This window comes from Paenibacillus sp. FSL P2-0173, assembly GCF_038008045.1.
Lineage (GTDB): Bacteria > Bacillota > Bacilli > Paenibacillales > Paenibacillaceae > Paenibacillus > Paenibacillus polymyxa_B.
The window spans coordinates 1,309,993-1,329,013 of the sequence record NZ_JBBOYK010000002.1; the positions used below are offsets into that span (position 1 = coordinate 1,309,993).

A 19,021-nucleotide genomic window follows, 5' to 3' on the forward strand; every position below is an offset into this window, starting at 1 on the left:
TTTATACAGCACTATATTTTATTATACCCTTCTGAACGGCTTCGTTTAACCAGCAAATTGGAGACTCCGGTTGTGAAATTAAAAGATATGCAAGAAAGCGTTCCAGTCACGGTCACACTTACCGGACGGGAACGCTTTTTCGATTATTTCGGCAGCTCTGCCGGATAATACTGCAGCCAGCGCCTTAAATCCGCGCTATGAATGACACGCTTGGGATCTTCACCGACTAGGCGAAGTCGCTCCAGCAGGAACTTGATTTCACCGGAGCCTGCCTCGATTCCTTCCTGCTCCAGCATATATTGAACTGCACTTCTGCCCGAATGCTTGCCGAGTACAAACGAATGGTCAGCGCCCAGCTCGGTCGGATCAAGGGCCTGATAGGCGGCGCGCTCCTTTAGCAGACCGTTGATATGTATGCCGGATTCATGGGCGAATACCATGTCTCCCACAATTGGCTTACCTTCGGGAATGATTCGGTTGGAGGCTTTGGACACCAGTGCAGCCAGCGGGTTCAGCAGTTCGGGACGGACACTGCAGGTTCCTTGATATAGGTTCCTCCACGACATCACCACTTCCTCCAGCGCCGTATTACCTGCCCTTTCCCCAAGGCCCGACACTGTGGTACTGGCCCAGACAGCTCCCGCCTGCAAAGCTGCCAAAGTATTGGCAAGCGCTAGGCCATAATCATTATGACAGTGAATCTCAAGCTCCACATCCTGCGGCACACGCGATACAAATCTGTCTATACGGGCAGCTATGGCAGCGGGATGGTGAACGGACAGCGTGTCGGCATATCTGAAGCGCCGGATACCATCCCTATAGAGCTGATTCGCCAACTGCTCAAGGAACAGGTCATCTGCCCTTGAAGCATCCTCAAAGCCTACGGAAACAGTCAATCCTTTACACAGACCGTAATCGACAGACTTGCGGATCAGCTCAGTCACCTGCTCAGGGTTCATACCCAGCTTGGCCTTCATCTGCACCGTCGACACGGGAACCGAAATATGGGCCCAGCCGACACCTGTCGATTCAGCTGCATCAATATCCGTGAACACCGCGCGATTCCAGGTCATTAGCTTCATCTGAAGTCCGAGAGCAGCAATCCTGGCAATAGACCTGCACTCCGCCTCTCCCATTGCCGGAATTCCGATCTCAGCCTGCTCCACCCCCGCCGAGTCCAGCATGATGGCAATTTCAGTTTTCTCCTCGGCCGAAAAGGCAACGCCCGGAGCCTGTTCTCCGTCACGAAGTGTCGTATCACAAATATGCAATCGACTCATCTGTATTCCCTCCCGTTCCGCAGCACGGACAACGCGGATTGCGTTTGACCGCTATGGTGCAGCTGCTCATATCCAGCACATTCATTCGGTACATGCGGTCAGTGAACAGATTGCCCGCATCTGTAATCCATTTGACCGCTTCCAGTGCAGCCATACAGCCAATCAAGCCGGAGGTGGCTCCCAGGACCGGGAATCCCAGAGGCTCCCAAGGCTGTCCGCCTTCTGGGTAGAGACATTCCAGGCACGCCGTCCTACCGGGATCAATGGTCATCAATGATACTTCATAGGCGTACATGGCCGCCTCTATCATCGGTCTGCCATGTCGAACACATAGTCTGTTCAGCGCATATCTTTCCGGAAAGTCATATCGTGCATCAATCACGATATCTGCCGCTTCTACCCATGGTCGAGAGGATTCTTCCGTGATTCTGTCGGCGTGGCCCTCAAGCTGGGTCTCCGGATTGATACGATGCAAATGCTTCAATGCCGTTTCTATCCGTTCCTCCCCGATTCGTCCGCTGTCCATCAGCACCTGCCGGTTCATATCGGGCAGATGGATTACGCCCTCATGGGCCAATATCAGCTTTCCCACTCCAGCAGCGGCCAGGTACATGGCCGCTGTCCCTCCCAATCCTCCGATGCCTGCAACCATAACAGTAGCCTGCTTTAGCCTGTTCTGACCTTCCACTCCCAGCAGCTTCAACTGGCGTCCGTATCTACTGTCTTCCAGCAGCTGTACCATTCGTCCACCCCTCCATGTGCGGCTCCCGCCTTTAAGATATTCAGTCCGCAGGATCTTGACATCATATACGGTTGCTCTTCCTTACAGAAGGCTCATGATTCGGCTTTGCCGCTGCCCTCCTCAGCGTGCAGGATTTTGGCAAGCCACATGGGCGGATTACGAGCCAGCATATTCTGGAGACGCTGGACCTGCTCCTCAATGGTGCTACCGAAGGCCACCTTCACAGGCATAATGGTCCGTTTGGTAACCTGGGCGGCGGCCGAAGCGCCAATCTGTACCAGGAAGATCAAGGCACAATCCTCGATCAGGCCAATGCGGCTGGCGATCTTGCCCGCCTCGTTCTCATCGCTCCCCAGGGCTATCCGCCGATGCTCCAGGAACTGGACGCCTGAGTGCCGGATTTCGAATACAGTGAACATGGGACTCTGCCCAAAATGAGCATTCACATGCACACCGTCTTCCGTCGCAAATGCAACCTTCACCCTCCTCTCCCCCTCTCGGCAAGCAATACATTACCGACCTTGTTCACCCACTCCATGGTTCCACGGTATCCGACGCTTACGGATGTGTGGGCGCCCAGCTCGTCATACACCGGCAAGCCTGCCGGTACGAATGAGGCCCCGGCCCGTGCCGCTCCCTTTCTTCCATGTGAATTGCTGATCCACAAATCAACGCCCTGCGCGCTCTCCTCTGCATCATCCAGATCACCGATCCAGACTTCCCGTTCTGTCTTTTGCAGTGCGGGCGTGCTGCAGGGTGTAATTAGCCGTTTCAGTTCCACTCCCATCTCCTCCAGCCAGGCTGCGGTCGACAGCATATGATCCGGTTCTAGCGCCACTACAGCGGAAGCGCCGGAATAATAGAAATGGGCATCCAGCATGCTGTCCAACAGATTTTCACGCTGCCAGCGGAAGCGAACAGGGGCTGGCTCGCGGCTGATTTTCTGCAGAAAATGTATGAACGCATCGCTCGCGGCCAAGCCAGACAGACCCGTGAACAAGTGGTAGGGAATGCCTGCGGCATGAGTCAGCCTGCGCGCCGGACGCTCCATGCTCGCGCCAATGGCAATGGTGCAGGAAGACTCCAGCATCTGGCAGGCTGAATCCAGCGGAGTCCCCCCTCTCGTCAAAGGGGAAAAACCTGTCAGCAGGTGACCGGACAAGGAAGTGGAGATATCGGGAAGTGTGATAACCTCCAGGCCGAAGGAAGCGATAATATCCTTGATTTCCATGACATCTCCGGCAGTCAGATAAGAAGCCGGCAGCAGATTGACCTGCGTCCGGCGCTGTTTTTTGGGGGACTTGCCTCCGGCTAACCCGAGTATGGCATCCATTAGCGACTCTACTGTACTGCTGTAGCCCGTCTCCAGAGAACCGTGAAAATCAGGCAGCGATACAGAAAACAGCAGACTTTCCTTCAAGGCCCGTTCTCGCTTGAACGCTTTTACCCTGGACTGAAAATCAACGCCTGCCACCTCGGTGAGGGCCGTGCTGATAACGCCGATGACATCTGGATGGTGTTTGGACCAGATATGATCCAGCGCCTCCTCCAGATTCCGGTCTGCATCAAATATAACGTCCATCTCTTGCAGCGCAGAGGTCTGAACGGCAATCGGCTCTCGAAAATGGCGAGTCAGCAGCGCCTTGGAGAAGGCCGAGCAGCCCTGAGCGCCGTGCAGCAAAGGCATTGAGCGATACATCCCCTGCAGAGCCAGCACGCCGCCCAGAGGCTGTCCTACCTTGAGCGGGTTGACACTGACAGGCTTCGTGGCGGATTTAATCGGCAAATTCCGTCTCCTCCTCCCATGGAGCCAATTTGGCGGTCAGCTCCCATACCGGATGCTGCAGCGTATGCACAAGCTGTTTCGCTAGAGACAACAGCCCGTCATAGCCCGCATAGGCTTTGTGCCGTTCTTGATTGATGTCCACAAAAGGAATCTGTTCCTTAAGCGCCATATACATGTTCCGGCCCCCGGCAATGACCATGTCTGCCTTGCGGCTCCGTACGGTCTTGAGAATCTGCCGGGCGCCGCCTTCCGGGATGTATTCCGCATCATCTCCGATACGGTCAGCGATCCGGGATACATCCTCGGCAGTACTCTTGTTCGTGCCTACACCAACTACCTTAATGCCCAGCTCTTGCAAAGCCGTAATGACAGACCAGCTCTTTACCCCTCCGGTATAGAGCACTGCCCGCTTTCCTTTCAGCTGCTTGCGGTAGGGTTCCAGCTCCAGCGATAGCCTCATTTCCTCCCGTGCGGCCAGCTTATCCACCCGTCGCTCTACATCACGATCTCCAGTCAGGTAAGCCATCTGCCGCAAGGAATAACTCGTCTCCTTTGCTCCATAAAATGAACCTTCAAAATAAGGAATGCCGTATTTACGCTCCATTTGGACTGCCAGGCCCAGCAAAGCCCGGCTGCATACGACCATATTGGCCTTGGCACGATGCGCCCATCCCACCTCACGGAACCGACCGTCCCCGGTAATTCGGGACAGGATACTCATTCCCGCCTGCTGCATCAGCCGCTCGATATGCCACATCTCACCCGCAATATTGTATTCCCCAATGAGATTGATATCATGGGAGGTTGTCTGTTCCGGCTCGGTGCTGCCGATAATATGCTGGAACAGCACGTCTCCGGCCAGCCGGGTCCCGAGATTCTTGCTCCCCACAAATCCCGGACTGTTCACCGGAATGATCGGCGTCCCCAGCCGCTCCGATTCAGCCTTGCAGACCCCCTCGATATCTTCACCGGTGAGGGCTGTGACACATGTTGTATAGACAAACACAGCGGGAGGAGCAAAGCGGCTGACAATGTAGCGGATCGATTCATGCAGCTTCTGTTCACTACCAAAAATGATGTCCTGTTCTCCAAGATCAGTAGTGAAGCCATACGCCGACAGCTCCGGGCCGCTGGACAGGCTGCCTCTGCTCTCCCAGCTATTGCCGAGACAGGCAATCGGCCCGTGCACCAGATGAGCCGCATCTGCAATGGGGATCAGTGTAATCTGGGCCCCGTCAAAGGAGCAGCCACCCGAAGCCTCCCCCGGCACAGGCCGGGGACAGGGCGTGCTTTTGGGAATTTTGTTGCCGCAGGATACCTCCAGCCTTTCGTTAGACACAGCCGGCTCCATCCGCACACCCCCCTTATTTCAGATAGAATCCATTGAAATAGCTGCCAACTTCCATCTACGCGGTACAGCAATTAGCGCACCAGATCAAAGCTATGATCCGGGGCCTGCTCTTCCATGACATCCAGTACGGTATTCACGAATTGGGTAAGCAGATTCAGCGCACCCTGGTAGCCGATAATCGGATAACGATGCAGATGATGCCTGTCGAAGATCGGAAAGCCCACACGGAGCAAAGGAATTTTCGCCTCTTTGGCCGCGAACTTCAGGTGGGAGCTGCCAATAGCCAGGTCCACCGGGTCCTGGAACAGCAGCGAACGCATATGCCACAAATCCTGACCGGAATGAACCGTGGCTTCTGCACCGTAAGGGCTGGACTTCAGCAGAAGCTCTGCTTCCTTCTCGAATTTCCGGTCCCCATTGGAGCAAACAATATGCACCGGCTCCATGCCCAACTCTAGACAAAAGCCAATCAGGCCGATGAGCATATCCGGGTCTCCCGCCATAGCCACTCGTTTGCCGTGCAGATAAGCATGCGAATCCATCATGGCATCCACAATTCGGGCGCGCTCCTGCTTCAATGCCTCGGGAATTTCCTTTCCGGACAGACGGCTGATCTCTTCAAGCAAGCAATCAGTAGCGCGGATGCCCAGCGGCGTGGAGATGGAAGACACCTGCTGCCCCCAGGTTCGCTTCATATAGCCTAATGTTTTACGAAGAGAGTACTGCTGGATCGCCAACGTGCCGGCAGCATCTGCGGCCTCGGGCACATCCTTAAGCGGCGTTCCCCCGTAATAGTAGCTGTACTCTCCAGTGGCCCCTGAATCAAAATTACTGCTGTGGTCACCCAGAATGGTATACGTAGCGCCGAACATCCCCAGTATGCGCCGCATTTCCGCAAAATTGCCCGTATACCCGTCAAACCCGAGCAGTACATTCAGCTTCAATTCATGACCAGGCTGCGGCGTCCGGCCTGACTTGTTATACAGCGTCTCCAGTACAGAGCGCAGCATGGCGTCATAGCCTGTAATATGTGAACCGGAGAAGCTGGGGGTATTGGCAAAAGGAACCGGCATATCCTCGGGAAGGGCTCCCTCCTGACGGGCATTAGCCAAGAAAGCAGACAGATCATCTCCGATCACCTCTGCCATACAGGTCGTGCATACCGCAATCATCTCCGGCTGATACAAGGCAATACAGTTCTCTATACCGTCAATGAGGTTGCGCATGCCGCCGAATACGGCGGCATCCTCGGTCATCGAGGTGGAGACGGCAGGAACAGGCTCTTTGAAGTGGCGGGCAAGATGGCTACGGAAATAAGCCGTACAGCCCTGTGAGCCATGAATGAACGGGAGCGTTTTTTCAAAGCCCAGCGCAGCCATAACTGCTCCCAGCGGCTGACAAGCCTTGGCCGGGTTCACGACTACAGCTGTACGAGCGAAATTCTTATCCTTGTATTCCTTGGTCTTGGTGTACTCTAGGGTGGCGGTAACCTCCTCTGGCGAGCAAGGGGCCTCGAAGGCCCGTTTCTCCTCACGCTGGCGCACATATTTATCCTGCCGAAACAGCTGATTGTGATCGACAATGTTCAGACGCTCGTTCATACCGGCACCTCCGCAGTCTGCCGGGACGGCAGCAGGCTCCATACTGGACTGTTTATGGTCATATCCATATCACGTGCAAAAATCTTGAAGCCGTCAAAACCATGATAAGGCCCGCTGTAATCCCAGGAGTGCATTTGACGGAAGGGAATGCCCATTTTGTGATACACGTATTTCTCCTTGACTCCGGCGCCCATTAAGTCAATATTCAGCCGCTGGGCCAATTCCTCCAGCTCATAGGCAGTTGGATCATCGTACAGAATGGTGCCTTCTTTTACATCGGGAAACGTCTTTTCGTAATCATCCTTATGGGCAAATTCATAGCCTGTAGCCACAATTTCCATACCCAGATCCTCATAGGCACCAATGGTATGCCTTGCCCGCAGTCCGCCAATCAGAAGCATTACCTTTTTGCCTTCCAGACGTGGGCGGTATTTACGGATGACCGCCTCCATCTGCGGCATATATTGGGCAATGACCTGCTCACATTTTTCCTGAATCGTCTCGTCAAAGCGGGCAGCAATCGCTCTTAGGCTCTCCATCGTCTTGGTCGGGCCGAAGAAGTTATATTCCATCCAGGGAATTCCGTATTCCTGCTCCATCGTTGTGCACATATAATTCATGGAACGATGACAATGGATTAGATTGAGCTTGGATTTATGCGCAATCCCCAGCTCATTGATCGTACCGTCACCTGACCACTGCGCTATAACCCGCAGTCCCATTTCCTCCAGCAAAATGCGCGAGGCCCAGGCATCACCGCCGATATTGTAGTCCCCGATAATGGAGACATCATAAGGCCCGGACTCCTTTAGCTCGCGGCGCCCCATCAGAAAATCGCGGATAGCATCATTGGCAATGTGATGGCCCAGAGACTGACTCACCCCGCGAAAGCCCTCACAGCGTACAGGAATGACCGGAATGCCCAGCTCCTCTGTCATCTTCTTAGCCACGGCCCCGATATCATCACCAATCAGTCCGACCGGACATTCAGATTGCACGGAGATGCCCTTAGCTAGCGGGAACATCTCCTTAATTTCCCTGCAGATCACCTCCAACTTCTTATCTCCGCCGAACACGATATCCTTTTCCTGAAAATTGCTTGTAATCTGCATGGCGGTAAAATTATCGATTCCCAATACCCCATTCGCATAATTGCGTCGGGTACCCCAACTGTATTGCCCGCAGCCGATGGGACCATGGCTAATGTGCACCATGTCTTTAATCGGGCCCCATACCACACCCTTGGAGCCTGCATAAGCACAGCCCCTTGCTGTCATGACGCCGGGCCGTGATTTCATGTTGGACTTAATGGAACAGGTCCCGCAGTTCACAAGCTCCTCATCCGCGATCTCAAAATGCTTGGTCCGGTCCTTCTTGGCCTTCTTGGGATATACCTCCAGTATCTCCTCTACGATCTGCTTTCCCTTATCCACAATACTGCTCATTTGGCCTATTCCTCCCTCCTGCGAGCTACGCGTTCAGCTCCCTCCATCATCACACGTTGGTTCCGTCATTAAGCCTTCTAGCTGGAGCCTACTGCCCGGACGCCTCAGCTTTGTTAATTGCGGTTTCTTCATCCTCAATAATGCCGAATTCCATCAACAGATCCTCCAGATCTTCCATGGAAATGGGAGTGGGAACCGTTAGCATATCGTTATTCAAAATCTTACCTGCCAGCTCTTCATACTCCGCAGCCTGCTTATGTTCCGGGTTATATTGGGTAACGGTCATACGGCGCAGCTCAGCGTGCTGTACAACATTGTCACGCGGCAAAAAGTGGATCATCTGCGTGTTCAGTCTTCTCGCAAGCTCTGTAATCAATTCCGCTTCCAGGTCCGTATTCCGGCTGTTGCAGATTAAGCCGCCCAAACGCACCCCGCCGCTGTTGGCATACTTCAATATCCCGCGCGCAATATTGTTGGCAGCGTACATAGCCATCATCTCGCCTGAGCATACGATGTAGATTTCCTGAGCCTTCTTCTCCCGGATCGGCATGGCGAAGCCCCCGCACACAACGTCCCCCAGTACATCGTAGGATACGAAATCCAGCCCTTCGTAGGCGCCCTCTTCCTCCAGAAAATTAATGGCTGTGATGATACCGCGTCCTGCACAGCCGACACCGGGCTCTGGCCCGCCGCATTCCACGTTCAGAATGTCACCGAAGCCCTTCTGGACAACATCCTCCAGCTCCAAATCCTCTACCGTGCCCCTTTCAGCAGCCAGATGTAGCACTGTCTGTTGGGCCTTCGTATTCAGAATAAGACGGGTGGAGTCTGCCTTGGGATCACAGCCTACGATCATAATTTTTTGTTTGAATTTGGTCGCGAGCTGAGCCAGTGTATTCTGCGAGGTTGTCGATTTGCCGATACCGCCCTTACCGTAAAACGCAATTTGTCTCATATTTTCTCAGCCTCCAAAATGTTTAATGGGTAAATCCGAATGATTGCCCTTAACTCCCTTATTGCGCTTACTTCCTTTATTGCTCTGCACAGGATACATATAACGCAGAAATTTCACATATTCCAGAACCGATTCCTCAATATCCCCGCCGCATACAATAGGCAGCACGCCAGCTTCCTGCAATGCCTCTTTGGGGGCTTCGCCTATGCCGGACGACAGCAGCAATGCACAGTCATGCACCATGGAAAGGATCTCCTTCATCGTCTCGACCTTGTCCCCATTGCAATCGGCTTTCCCGTGGCAGTAGGATTGCACCTTACGAATGCCTATGAAATTTACGATGGTCCCGTCGCTTTCATAGATCATAAATTCCTTGGCACGGCCGAAATGCTGATTCACCTTCCCTCCGCCACGACTGGCCACTGCGATTAGGACCGGCTTTGAGGTGAAGCTCGCTTCAGGCTTATCTCCCGATAACGGGCAGCTACAGCCAGCCCCGGTTGACGGTTGTTTGTGGTGTGATTGTCCCTCCTTGCGTTCCATTCTCACTCTCACCTTCTCATCCAGTTCTTTCTGAAATTGTGCCCTTGCCCCTTCATCCATGGGAGGAGCAGCCGCTATGTTCTCCCATGTAAAATCCTGATTGCGATCCTCGCCCAGCAGTCCAATCGCATCCGCCCTGCACTGACGGCAATGGCGCATAATGACAGCCCCCGCTTCAGCACATTGCTCCTGCAGCTGCCGGACCAGACGGGGACGGGGAGCCCGCATCCCTTCCTGCTCATACCGGCTGCCAGGTGCGATGATGAGCGGCATAATGTTGTGCAGCACTGCGCCGTGCTCCTTGACCACCCTGGCTACCTCCGGCAGATGGGCATCATTGACTTCGGGAATCAGCACCGAGTTCACCTTGCACAATACGCCTCTCGAAGCCAGCATCTTCAAGCCTGCCAGCTGGCGGTCAATCAACAGCCGCGCGGCCTCCTCTCCTGCATAGCGTTTTCCTTCATCGTAGACCCATCCATAAATGCGGCTCCCCACCACTGGATCTACAGCATTGATCGTGATCGTGACATGCGAAATACCCAGCTCTACAATCCTGTCAATATGCCTGATCAAGGTAAGGCCATTCGTGCTGAGACAGAATATGACATCCTTAACTGTCTCACGGACCCGGCGGAAGGTATCGAAGGTTGCCTCCGCATTGGCCAGCGGATCTCCAGGTCCCGCAATGCCGACAACGGACAGCTGCATCAGCTGTGCCGCTACGCCATAGGTCTTGCTCGCCGCCTGCTCCGGCGTGAGCAGTTCACTAACAACACCGGGACGGCTTTCATTGACGCAATCGAATTTGCGGTTGCAATAATGGCATTGAATATTGCATGCCGGGGCTACTGGAAGATGAATGCGCGCAAAATAGCGATGTGCCTCTTCGTTATAACAGGGATGTCGTCTGAGGGTTTCCAATGCTAAGGGGGTTTCCGAGAGATCAGCTAAAGAGTCCATTCATTCCCTCCTCTCCACGTTATATTCCCTTACACAAATCTCTGTTTTTGTCTGGAATATAATTACATCTTAGAGACAGGGACAAATCCAGTCAATTCGCTTCTCCATGAAATCTCTGACATTTATCCTCATTTCACATATGTGTCAAATTTTACGTTAGGTAAGATATCACACTCTTTACATGTGCGCGGTTACATTTCATATTCTCAATAACATCAAGACGTAAAAAAAGAGAGTCCGTTAAGACGGCTCTCCTTTTGAAATAAGAAATTCAAATTGGCTTGATCCTTACATGTTGGTAAAACGCCTGCCCTCCAAATACATTCACACCCACAAGTCCCTCGGTGAACGTACTATCTTCCAGGTCGATGACCTGCTCACCGTCTACATCAATGCGAATGCGCAGGCCCTCCGCCACGATTTTAATATGATGAAACATTTCCGGCAAAACGAATCTTGGCACCTTGGCAAGCACCTGTCGCTCCTCAAATCGACCCTCTTTTTTAAAAAATAGGCGAATCGATTTCAGATTGGGGTCCAAATTCAGATAATAGCCACTCGATCCGTCAGCATTGGCGCGGAAAATCATGGATCCAGCACTTCCATTTCCATGCAGCTTCATATCAGCCTCGTACGTAAAATCTTCCGCCTGCTCAGCAGCCATATAATTCGCATCGCTGATATAGCTTCCTCGTATCCCATCCGTTGTCACGATCCACCGCGATGCGGAAACATCCGGCTTCCAACCTGTAAGGTTGGTATGAAACACCCCACCGTGCACCTTAACCAAGGTACTACCGCGGACCTTATCCTCCGAATCGGAAGCCGTAACAACAGCTTCTCCCGGGGCAACCGCCTCCATTAACGCACTCCCGTCCTCGGACGCATTGATCTTTACAATCTCAGGATTGTTAGAAACCCAAATCAGCGAGATTTCTTTTTCTCCAGACTCATCCCCCACACTCGCGTACAGACGCTTCGTCTGCTCCCTCGCAAGCTCCACATAAGTGTGATCCATGATCACACTGGCAGACGAAGCATCTGGTAGCCTCCAGCTGTTCCGCAAGGCATAAACATGGAGGGAAACAACCTTCACCTCACCACCCTGGGTGTAAAAGCCCATCCCTCTTCGCGCCGAATCGGGCAAAATAATCTCCGAAAATACGACCTCTCCATCATTCCCAAACACCTCAACCGAGGATTCGTCCACAAATATACGCATTTGGATTCGATTTCCGATAGGTGCAAGTAATGCTTTATGAAGCGTTGAAAATAGAGTAGAGAAATCTGTAAGCCCTGAATCAGCACGGTTTACAAACATTTGTTGTATGTCTGTTGTATAGCCGACCGCCGTTCTTTGCTCACCGCCATCCCGCACGTAAAACCCGAATGCTGAAGCAGCCCCAACAGAAGGCAGTTCGAACACCGCTTCAATCTCATAGGCACCTGCATCCAAACCTTCCAGTATATTCGGAGAAGATTCCGTGACACTTTGATTTTCTATCGCAAATAAACGGGAACGCAGCGAAGTCAGCTCGGATATCGGATGCTGTATCAAACGGATGCCTTCACGAGTTGTTTTTAGCGATAACTCTCTCGGGATGCTAAACTGTCCCTTCCAGGGAGAAGTCGGAAAGCTGAACGGATAGTCCCAATTCGTCATCCATGCCAGCATGATACGCCGCCCGTCGGGTACATCGGAGAAGGACATTGAGGCGTAGAATTCCTTGCCCCAATCGGTTTTCAACACCTTCCCCGGTGAATGATCGTTTTGAAATTTGCCATCAGACGTCAGTTCACCGATAAAATATTCCGCATCCGAGCCTTGAGTGTTTGTGCTGGCTCCAGTGCTAATCATCAGCACCCATTTAGAAGTATTACCATCGTCTACCGGAAGCTGAAATAGATCCGGGCATTCCCATACTCCACCACGTATATAATCACCATAACCAAAGTTATCCGTCCAGCGCCAATCTATTAGGTTGGTGGAGGTAAAAAAACGGATATGATCGCCTCCCGACACTACCATAATCCAGCGCTGATAGACTTCATCCCACACTACTTTAGGATCACGGAAATCCCAATGGCCAGGATCGTTTTCACTTTGGCCCGGGTTCTCTATTACAATTGGACGGTCTTTCGGGTATTGCCATGTACGTCCCCGGTCTGTGCTGTAAGCAAGGCCGATTCTCTGGTTGCCCTTGAGCTGATCGGGATTGAAGGAAGTGTAATAGGCAATCAGCCCTGCTCCTCCGTAGTCACCGAACAAGCTGGAAGTATTGGTTAGATCGGCTACAGCCGAGCCTGACCAGATATGACCAAGATCATTCCACTTCAATGCAAACGGAAGCCTTTTCCAATCCAGCAAATTCTGGCTGACCGCATGCGCCCATTGTCCACCATCCTGATGGAACAGGTGATACTCCCCCTCGAAATAAACCAATCCGTTCGGATCGCTCGCCGAGCCCCTGGCAGGAGAATAATGATACTGCGGGCGATATTTTTCTGTATAGTAATTCGAGACAGAGGTAAGGTAGATATCCTGAAAATAAGCAGTTCCCCCGGTCACTTTCAAGCCTGTAAAGACGTTGGTATTGCTGCTATCCATGATATCAATTGCCGCAGGAGTATATCCATCTATAAATACCTGAATCCGCTCTCCATGAGCGATGATTTCCAAGTGGTGTTTGCTGCTGACCCCCCCCTGATATGTCTGCGCCGACTTTGTAATCAACGTTCCGTCCGCCTTCTTCAGTTGTACGCGAACCTGATTGCCTTCGCCTTGCACAGAAGTAACATATCCATTTTTCCCATCCTGACTCCCTCTGAAAAATAGTCCTGCTTCCATTCCCGGTTCAGAAGGATTCAGCGTCACACCGCCTTCCAGCACCAGGTCTGTAGCTGCGGAGCTATATATTTTCAACGCATCTACTGCACTTGTTCCCTCAGCCCTTTGCCCCTTCAGGTCAGGTTGCCATTTTCCACAGATCAGGAGCGGTCCGCTTAGATTCGTATCCATATCACTGACTTGAATGTTCTGAAATAACGCTGATCCATTCCAGACATTCAGCCCCAAATATCCTGATGTATAAGTCGTATCGACCACATCTATAATCGGCTTATATCCCTCATCCCAGAACACTTTAAGATGGGAGCCCTCTACGCTCACCTTAAGATGATAAATAGCTCTTTTTTTTAAATTGACCTGACGTTCCTCTTTCAGTCTTCCAATATCCCCGGCAGCATCCCGCAACCGCAACAATCCGGCAGCCGGCACGATTTGGAGCATATAGGAAGACCACCCGTCCTCACTGGAACGGAATACTAGCGTAGCATCCGCCTGTGTGTCTGTGACCATCACATCCGCCTCAAAAGTAAAATCCTGAGACGTTGTTCCGGACATAGCCATCACATTTTCTTGCGGCTCCGACCTCAGCAAAAGTCCCTGGATGTTATCTTCTTTGTGCCCCTGTCCCTTAATCTGCCAATTGGTCAGGTTCGTTCGCGTGTTAGTAAACTCCACCTTCATCCCCCTACCTTCTAGTACGGATCAACACCGCGCATCCACTACAAAATAATTGGAAAATCCGCTGTTTAGATCTTCATGGAGAACGTCTCATTTCAACGGCGAACGATCCACATAGATATGAATGTCCAATCGGTTTTCTACTGTTTCCAGTGAGGCTGCGTGTCTTCCCGCAAAGTCTTCATGGAAATCCGAACAGCCTGACCGTGTCCGGTCTACATATACTTCCTGCGTATCGGAAGCATAACCGACGAGCATCTCCTGTTTTTCTGATACTCGCAATTCCCCCAATCTGTAATAAATCGCCTGTACAACAAATTTGAAAAGGCTTACATTTTTCATCTTCAATTTACCAAATCGAAATGTCATTCGTCAATGTTTTTTGTAAAAAAATAATTGACATTTGACTAAATATAGCATTAATAAATTATGCTTCTGTAAGAAGAAATGATAACCGATATAGTATATAATCCAACTTTAAAAGTTAACCATAAACAATGACCGCTTTACTTATACAGCATGGATCTGTCCTCTCTGTTTCCCATGCGCACTTTTTTTGTCCAGCTTATATAAGATTGGATTTAAATTTATTTGTCGATCCGATGGAGATAAATATAAGTTACCAAACAAGATTTACAAATGTAAATATTATTTGTTCGTTTGTAATGCAAACATTGCTATTTCATGCGAACTATTATACATTTAAGGTCTAAACGGAGAGCTGTAAGAGGCAACTGTACCTCTCAGGCAATCCATTATTAGTGAAGGTGGAACCTGTCTATGAAGAAAGAAAAAGTCACCATTCAAGACATTGCTGACGCTTTGGGAATCTCTCGAAATACCGCGTCCAAAGCGATTAACGGTAATGATAGCATCCCGGTTGATACTCGGAACAAGGTCATTAAAAAAGCGATAGAACTTAAATATAAGCAATTTGCCTATGTGGAAACGGAGAGCATCATCCCGAAAAATCAAGGTAACATTGCCCTGGTCACATGTAATCTGCCGAACAGCTCACATTTTGGCTCCTTACTCATCAGTGGTTTGGAGAAAAGAATAAGCGCAGAAGGGTATAATCTGTCGATTCATATTGTGCGGGAAAATGAAATCCATGCAGGAACGCTTCCTAATAATTTTGAAGCTTCCAAGGTGGATGGAATTATTTGTATTGAAATGTTTGATCCACAATATAGTGAGCTTATTACGGATTTGGGACTGCCCACGATCTTTATTGATTGTTCTGTGGACATTTCTTATCCTGATTTGAAAGCGGATTTATTGCTGATGGAAAATGAACATAGCGTTTATTCTGTCACCAAAAGCCTGATTCATCGTGGATTTACGCGGATCGGGTTTGCTGGGGATTATAAGCATTGCAAAAGCTTCAACGAGCGGTGGGTTGGATATAACAGAGCTTTAATCGAAGCAGGTCTACATGTGGATTTATCTTGCTGTATCGTCGATCAGGACCGGAATTTTTTCTCCGAGTCGGATTGGATGGATAAACAATTGGAAGGCATGAACGTGCTACCGTCTGCGTTCGTGTGCGCCAATGATTTTATTGCCGTCAGTGTCATGAAAGCGCTCAAAAATAAAAACTTGAAAATTCCTGACGATATTGCTGTGTTTGGGTTTGATAACGCTCCTGAATCCCGGATTGTGGAACCTCATTTATCCACCGTGCATATCTACAACAACGAAATGGGCATTACGGCGGCTGAGATGCTATTGGCGCGGGTCAAAAATCCTTCTAGACCTTATCAGATCACGCATATCAGAACAGAGCCGATATTTAGAGAATCCACTCCAGTGTTACAAATAGAAAAGTAAAAAGGTGTTCTGACGACGCTACGTGAACGGAACGTTGCTCCAATCGCTGTTGTATCCGGATTTTATTAAATAGCCTAGTGGTAAAAATCCGGATACAAAGGCGACCGCTGACGCTTTTCTCAATCGTTCCGTCCTCTCCGCTACTTTCAGCGTTTCCCTCACTATTACGGCTTTTCTAACCATCAATACAGACCTTGGATAGAGCTACCTCTACTGTGAAAGCTCTAAGAAAGCAAAGAGGCAAACCCCTAAATCATCCAGAGGCTTGCCTTTTTCTAAATCCATTAACTAATTTATACGCCGAAATAGATCTTAGTCTTCAGCTATTGGTTTATAAATCCTCTGCTGGAACTACTGGAACTACTGGCTCTCCCTCTATTTCCTTCGCATCTATTTCCGCCCCATCGATTTTCGTTTCATCGACTTCTTTTTCATCTACCTCCGCTGTCTTTGCCTCATCCACCTCATCACTGCTCTCTTCCTCCATCAAGGCTTTTGGCGTGTAGAGCTTGGGAATCGGTACATTCGCCCAATCCATATCGGACGCAAAGTAAAAGCTCGTATAGGAAGGTTGGTTATACCCGGTATTTTGACGCGCCACATCCGTGCGATATTGCGGATCATGCATCAACGTGTACAATTTATGCGTCGTAGGCTCTGTGCTCAGATAGATACGGATTGCCGAGCTATCCGCTGTGCGGACGAGCATTTCCTCCCGCCAATCTCCGAAAATGTCGGCTACCAGCGATGGAGTTCCTTTCGTATAGTTGTTCGTTTTGGTTCCAGTGGCGGTCATCAATGTACCTCGTTTCCAATCCTCAATGGTTGGGGTTACATCAATTGCACCGTTTACGATTTGTGTGGTCATATCAGCTGCCCATTTGATACTCATATTGGTACCTGGCATCTTCGTATCCAGCTGTTTACCCGCTGCGGTCCACAGGCCTATGGCCCACGTCTCCAGACCTCGCTGATCCGGATCTATGTCACCGACCATTCCCCGACCTGTATCCTTGCCGGAATATGCGCCGTAAATGATTTCACCCGTTTTGGCATCCCGCAAAGAATAGCCATATGGAGCGTAGGTGCCACCTTCATGTACCATAAAGATTTCTTTGCCGGGGCGATCCGGGTCAATATCGGTCACATGCAGCGCATCGCCATGTCCCAATCTGGCGGTTTGACCTGGAGTTGCGCTTTCAGGAGGCATGACATCAAATGAGCTGTACAACAGGCTGCCATCATGGTCAATCGTGGCGGAACCGTATACGATTTCGTCCTTGCCGTCACCGTCCACATCCACCACGCTCAAAGAATGCGCTCCCTGTGTGGTCAAGGTGCCAAATTTCGGGTCCGTTCCATCACGCCCGTGCGGACTATCGTTAAATGGATTGGTCATCGGTGTCCAGCCACTGTCCACCATCCAATGTTTTTGGAGATGGCGACCATCCCATGTGTAGGTGGCCAAAGTGGAACGCGTATAATAGCCGCGTGCGAATACAGCGTACGGCTTGCGTCCGTCCAAGTAAGCCACACCTGCCAGAAAGCGGTCTACACGGTTGGCGGGTTCAATGCGGGCCATGGCGTAATCTCCCCACATGAGGCCATCGTCATGACGCTCCGGCTCATAGCGGATGGTATCCAGCTCAGCTCCCGTTTTCCCTTTGAAAATCGTCAAATACTCCGGTCCATCGACGATGAAGCCCTCGAACTCTCTAAGCTTGTTTTTGTCGCTCCGTGAAGGCGCGTATACGTCCATAAAGTAGTCTGTCAGGCTTTCCGCATCCTTTCGGGATAACGGATAATTGTACTTCGGAGCGATACCAAAGCATTCCTCCAGCGTAGCAGGCCATTGTCCCTTGACCACTTCTTCATGCTTCGTCCAGTTCATAAACATGTTCACCACATGCTCATAATAATCCGAGCGACTCAAACGGTAATCGTCCTCATGTGTAATCCCTGCTTTGCGATCCTCACGTGGAAGAGTAATATACTTTTCTTTTTTCGGCTTGCCCTTCTTATCAAAAGAAATCGTTTTGGTCCCTGGAGCCGTTTTGAACATCAGCTCGGCTTTACCATCGCCGTCAAAATCGTACACCATCATTTGTGTATAATGCGCACCTGATCGAATATTCACGCCCAGGTCAATCCGATACAACAGCTTGCCTTCGGCCGTATACGCATCGACATACGTATTTCCGGTATACCCCTTCTGAGATACATCTTTGGAGTTCGACGGGTCCCATTTTACAAAAAATTCATATTGCCCATCTCCATCCACATCTCCCACACTCATATCATTGGCCGAATAAGTATAGGATTCACCTGCTGGTGTTACGCCATCGGCAGGCTTTTGGAGAGGAAGTTCATAGTAACCCTGCTGCCATGGCTTCACTTTGGCGCTACGATCCTTTTCCCGCCCATTAACGACTGAAGCTACTCTGTATACCGATTTCCCATTCCCTTCCTTATCCACATAGTTGGTACTGTCGGTCACTGTCGCGATCTTCTTACCGTCACGATATACGTTAAAGTCCGCTCCTGTCAGCCCCGTTGAACCGTAACCGTTCACTTCTTGAGCCAATAACCGCCAGCTTAAAAATACCCCCTCCTGCGTTACCGCAGCTACCAGTCCGCGATCCAGCTTTTCCAGCTGAATGCTGCCGCTACGGTTCTGTTCAACTGCGATTGCTGATTCCGCCTGCAGCGTCGGTTCGGACAAGTCTTCCGCAGCCACTCCTCCAGTCGTCCCCGTCATCGCCAGCATCGCTGCCAACGCGGCGGTCAAGCTTCCCTTTCGCCATGCGCCTTTCCCTTGAGCCATCCAGGTCGTCCTCCTCGAATGTATTGTGATGACAAGCAAATACCTGAAATGATTGCGCTTACATAAATTAAATTCCCTATTATTATAGTTTTGCCGTTCCCCCAAACGCGTTTAAATATCCGAGGATTTCTCTACACAAAACCGTGTTGTTTACTCATTCCAAATAAAACAGCCC

Annotated in this window: 13 protein-coding genes; 1 reads left to right on the forward strand and 12 read right to left on the reverse strand. The window is 50.8% G+C overall.

Annotated elements, in window-relative coordinates:
- Positions 1 to 143: 143 nt before the first annotated feature.
- The 11 genes from MKX30_RS16155 to MKX30_RS16205 all read right to left on the reverse strand — a co-directional run bounded on the left by MKX30_RS16155 (position 144) and on the right by MKX30_RS16205 (position 14,534).
- Positions 144 to 1,280, reverse strand: a complete 1,137-nt coding sequence (locus MKX30_RS16155; RefSeq protein ID WP_341062989.1) for a homocitrate synthase/isopropylmalate synthase family protein — start codon at positions 1,278 to 1,280, stop codon at positions 144 to 146.
- Positions 1,258 to 2,022 (reverse strand): HesA/MoeB/ThiF family protein, encoded by a 765-nt coding sequence (locus MKX30_RS16160; RefSeq protein WP_341062990.1) that lies wholly within the window; start codon positions 2,020 to 2,022, stop codon positions 1,258 to 1,260. The genes MKX30_RS16155 and MKX30_RS16160 overlap by 23 nt, the downstream gene beginning before the upstream one ends.
- A gap of 92 nt (positions 2,023 to 2,114) precedes the next feature.
- Positions 2,115 to 2,504 carry a NifB/NifX family molybdenum-iron cluster-binding protein gene (locus MKX30_RS16165; protein WP_028543220.1) on the reverse strand — a complete coding sequence of 130 codons (390 nt, stop codon included), beginning with the start codon at positions 2,502 to 2,504 and terminating at the stop codon, positions 2,115 to 2,117.
- Complete coding sequence (nifN, locus tag MKX30_RS16170) at positions 2,501 to 3,808, reverse strand: nitrogenase iron-molybdenum cofactor biosynthesis protein NifN (RefSeq protein WP_023987274.1); 1,308 nt, start codon at positions 3,806 to 3,808, stop codon at positions 2,501 to 2,503. The genes MKX30_RS16165 and nifN overlap by 4 nt, the downstream gene beginning before the upstream one ends.
- On the reverse strand, positions 3,798 to 5,159 hold the full coding sequence (gene nifE, locus MKX30_RS16175) for a nitrogenase iron-molybdenum cofactor biosynthesis protein NifE (RefSeq protein WP_068938466.1): 1,362 nt from the start codon (positions 5,157 to 5,159) through the stop codon (positions 3,798 to 3,800). Before nifE ends, nifN begins: the two co-directional genes overlap by 11 nt.
- 71 nt (positions 5,160 to 5,230) lie before the next feature.
- A complete protein-coding gene (nifK, locus tag MKX30_RS16180) occupies positions 5,231 to 6,760 on the reverse strand; it encodes a nitrogenase molybdenum-iron protein subunit beta (RefSeq protein ID WP_028543223.1) in 1,530 nt (509 codons plus the stop codon).
- Positions 6,757 to 8,205 (reverse strand): nitrogenase molybdenum-iron protein alpha chain, encoded by a 1,449-nt coding sequence (nifD, locus tag MKX30_RS16185; RefSeq protein WP_025720286.1) that lies wholly within the window; start codon positions 8,203 to 8,205, stop codon positions 6,757 to 6,759. The genes nifK and nifD overlap by 4 nt, the downstream gene beginning before the upstream one ends.
- 88 nt (positions 8,206 to 8,293) lie before the next feature.
- A complete protein-coding gene (gene nifH, locus MKX30_RS16190) occupies positions 8,294 to 9,160 on the reverse strand; it encodes a nitrogenase iron protein (protein WP_023987270.1) in 867 nt (288 codons plus the stop codon).
- Between the two features lie 6 nt (positions 9,161 to 9,166).
- The gene (gene nifB, locus MKX30_RS16195) at positions 9,167 to 10,666 is read right to left on the reverse strand and encodes a nitrogenase cofactor biosynthesis protein NifB (protein ID WP_023987269.1); all 1,500 of its coding nucleotides are present in this window, start codon (positions 10,664 to 10,666) and stop codon (positions 9,167 to 9,169) included.
- 271 nt (positions 10,667 to 10,937) lie between these two features.
- Positions 10,938 to 14,195 (reverse strand): GH32 C-terminal domain-containing protein, encoded by a 3,258-nt coding sequence (locus MKX30_RS16200; RefSeq protein ID WP_341062991.1) that lies wholly within the window; start codon positions 14,193 to 14,195, stop codon positions 10,938 to 10,940.
- Between the two features lie 87 nt (positions 14,196 to 14,282).
- Positions 14,283 to 14,534, reverse strand: coding sequence for a GH32 C-terminal domain-containing protein (locus MKX30_RS16205; protein ID WP_028543225.1), 252 nt, complete (start codon positions 14,532 to 14,534; stop codon positions 14,283 to 14,285).
- 438 nt (positions 14,535 to 14,972) lie between these two features.
- On the opposite strand from MKX30_RS16205, the gene MKX30_RS16210 reads away from it, so the two are divergent.
- The gene (locus tag MKX30_RS16210) at positions 14,973 to 16,022 is read left to right on the forward strand and encodes a substrate-binding domain-containing protein (RefSeq protein WP_023987266.1); all 1,050 of its coding nucleotides are present in this window, start codon (positions 14,973 to 14,975) and stop codon (positions 16,020 to 16,022) included.
- Between the two features lie 331 nt (positions 16,023 to 16,353).
- Here MKX30_RS16210 and MKX30_RS16215 read toward each other — a convergent pair whose 3' ends face one another.
- Positions 16,354 to 18,846: a rhamnogalacturonan lyase gene (locus MKX30_RS16215; protein ID WP_071559116.1), complete on the reverse strand. Its 2,493-nt coding sequence runs from the start codon at positions 18,844 to 18,846 to the stop codon at positions 16,354 to 16,356.
- Positions 18,847 to 19,021 lie beyond the last annotated feature (175 nt).

Excerpts from the sequence above, each read along its gene's own strand:
- MKX30_RS16155 (WP_341062989.1), bottom strand. The coding sequence starts at position 1,280 with ATGAGTCGATTGCATATTTGTGATACGACACTTCGTGACGGAGAACAG.
- MKX30_RS16160 (WP_341062990.1), bottom strand. The coding sequence starts at position 2,022 with ATGGTACAGCTGCTGGAAGACAGTAGATACGGACGCCAGTTGAAGCTG.
- nifE (WP_068938466.1), bottom strand. The coding sequence starts at position 5,159 with ATGGAGCCGGCTGTGTCTAACGAAAGGCTGGAGGTATCCTGCGGCAAC.
- nifK (WP_028543223.1), bottom strand. The coding sequence starts at position 6,760 with ATGAACGAGCGTCTGAACATTGTCGATCACAATCAGCTGTTTCGGCAG.
- nifD (WP_025720286.1), bottom strand. The coding sequence starts at position 8,205 with ATGAGCAGTATTGTGGATAAGGGAAAGCAGATCGTAGAGGAGATACTG.
- nifH (WP_023987270.1), bottom strand. The coding sequence starts at position 9,160 with ATGAGACAAATTGCGTTTTACGGTAAGGGCGGTATCGGCAAATCGACA.
- nifB (WP_023987269.1), bottom strand. The coding sequence starts at position 10,666 with ATGGACTCTTTAGCTGATCTCTCGGAAACCCCCTTAGCATTGGAAACC.
- MKX30_RS16200 (WP_341062991.1), bottom strand. The coding sequence starts at position 14,195 with ATGAAGGTGGAGTTTACTAACACGCGAACGAACCTGACCAATTGGCAG.
- MKX30_RS16205 (WP_028543225.1), bottom strand. The coding sequence starts at position 14,534 with ATGAAAAATGTAAGCCTTTTCAAATTTGTTGTACAGGCGATTTATTAC.
- MKX30_RS16210 (WP_023987266.1), top strand. The coding sequence starts at position 14,973 with ATGAAGAAAGAAAAAGTCACCATTCAAGACATTGCTGACGCTTTGGGA.
- MKX30_RS16215 (WP_071559116.1), bottom strand. The coding sequence starts at position 18,846 with ATGGCTCAAGGGAAAGGCGCATGGCGAAAGGGAAGCTTGACCGCCGCG.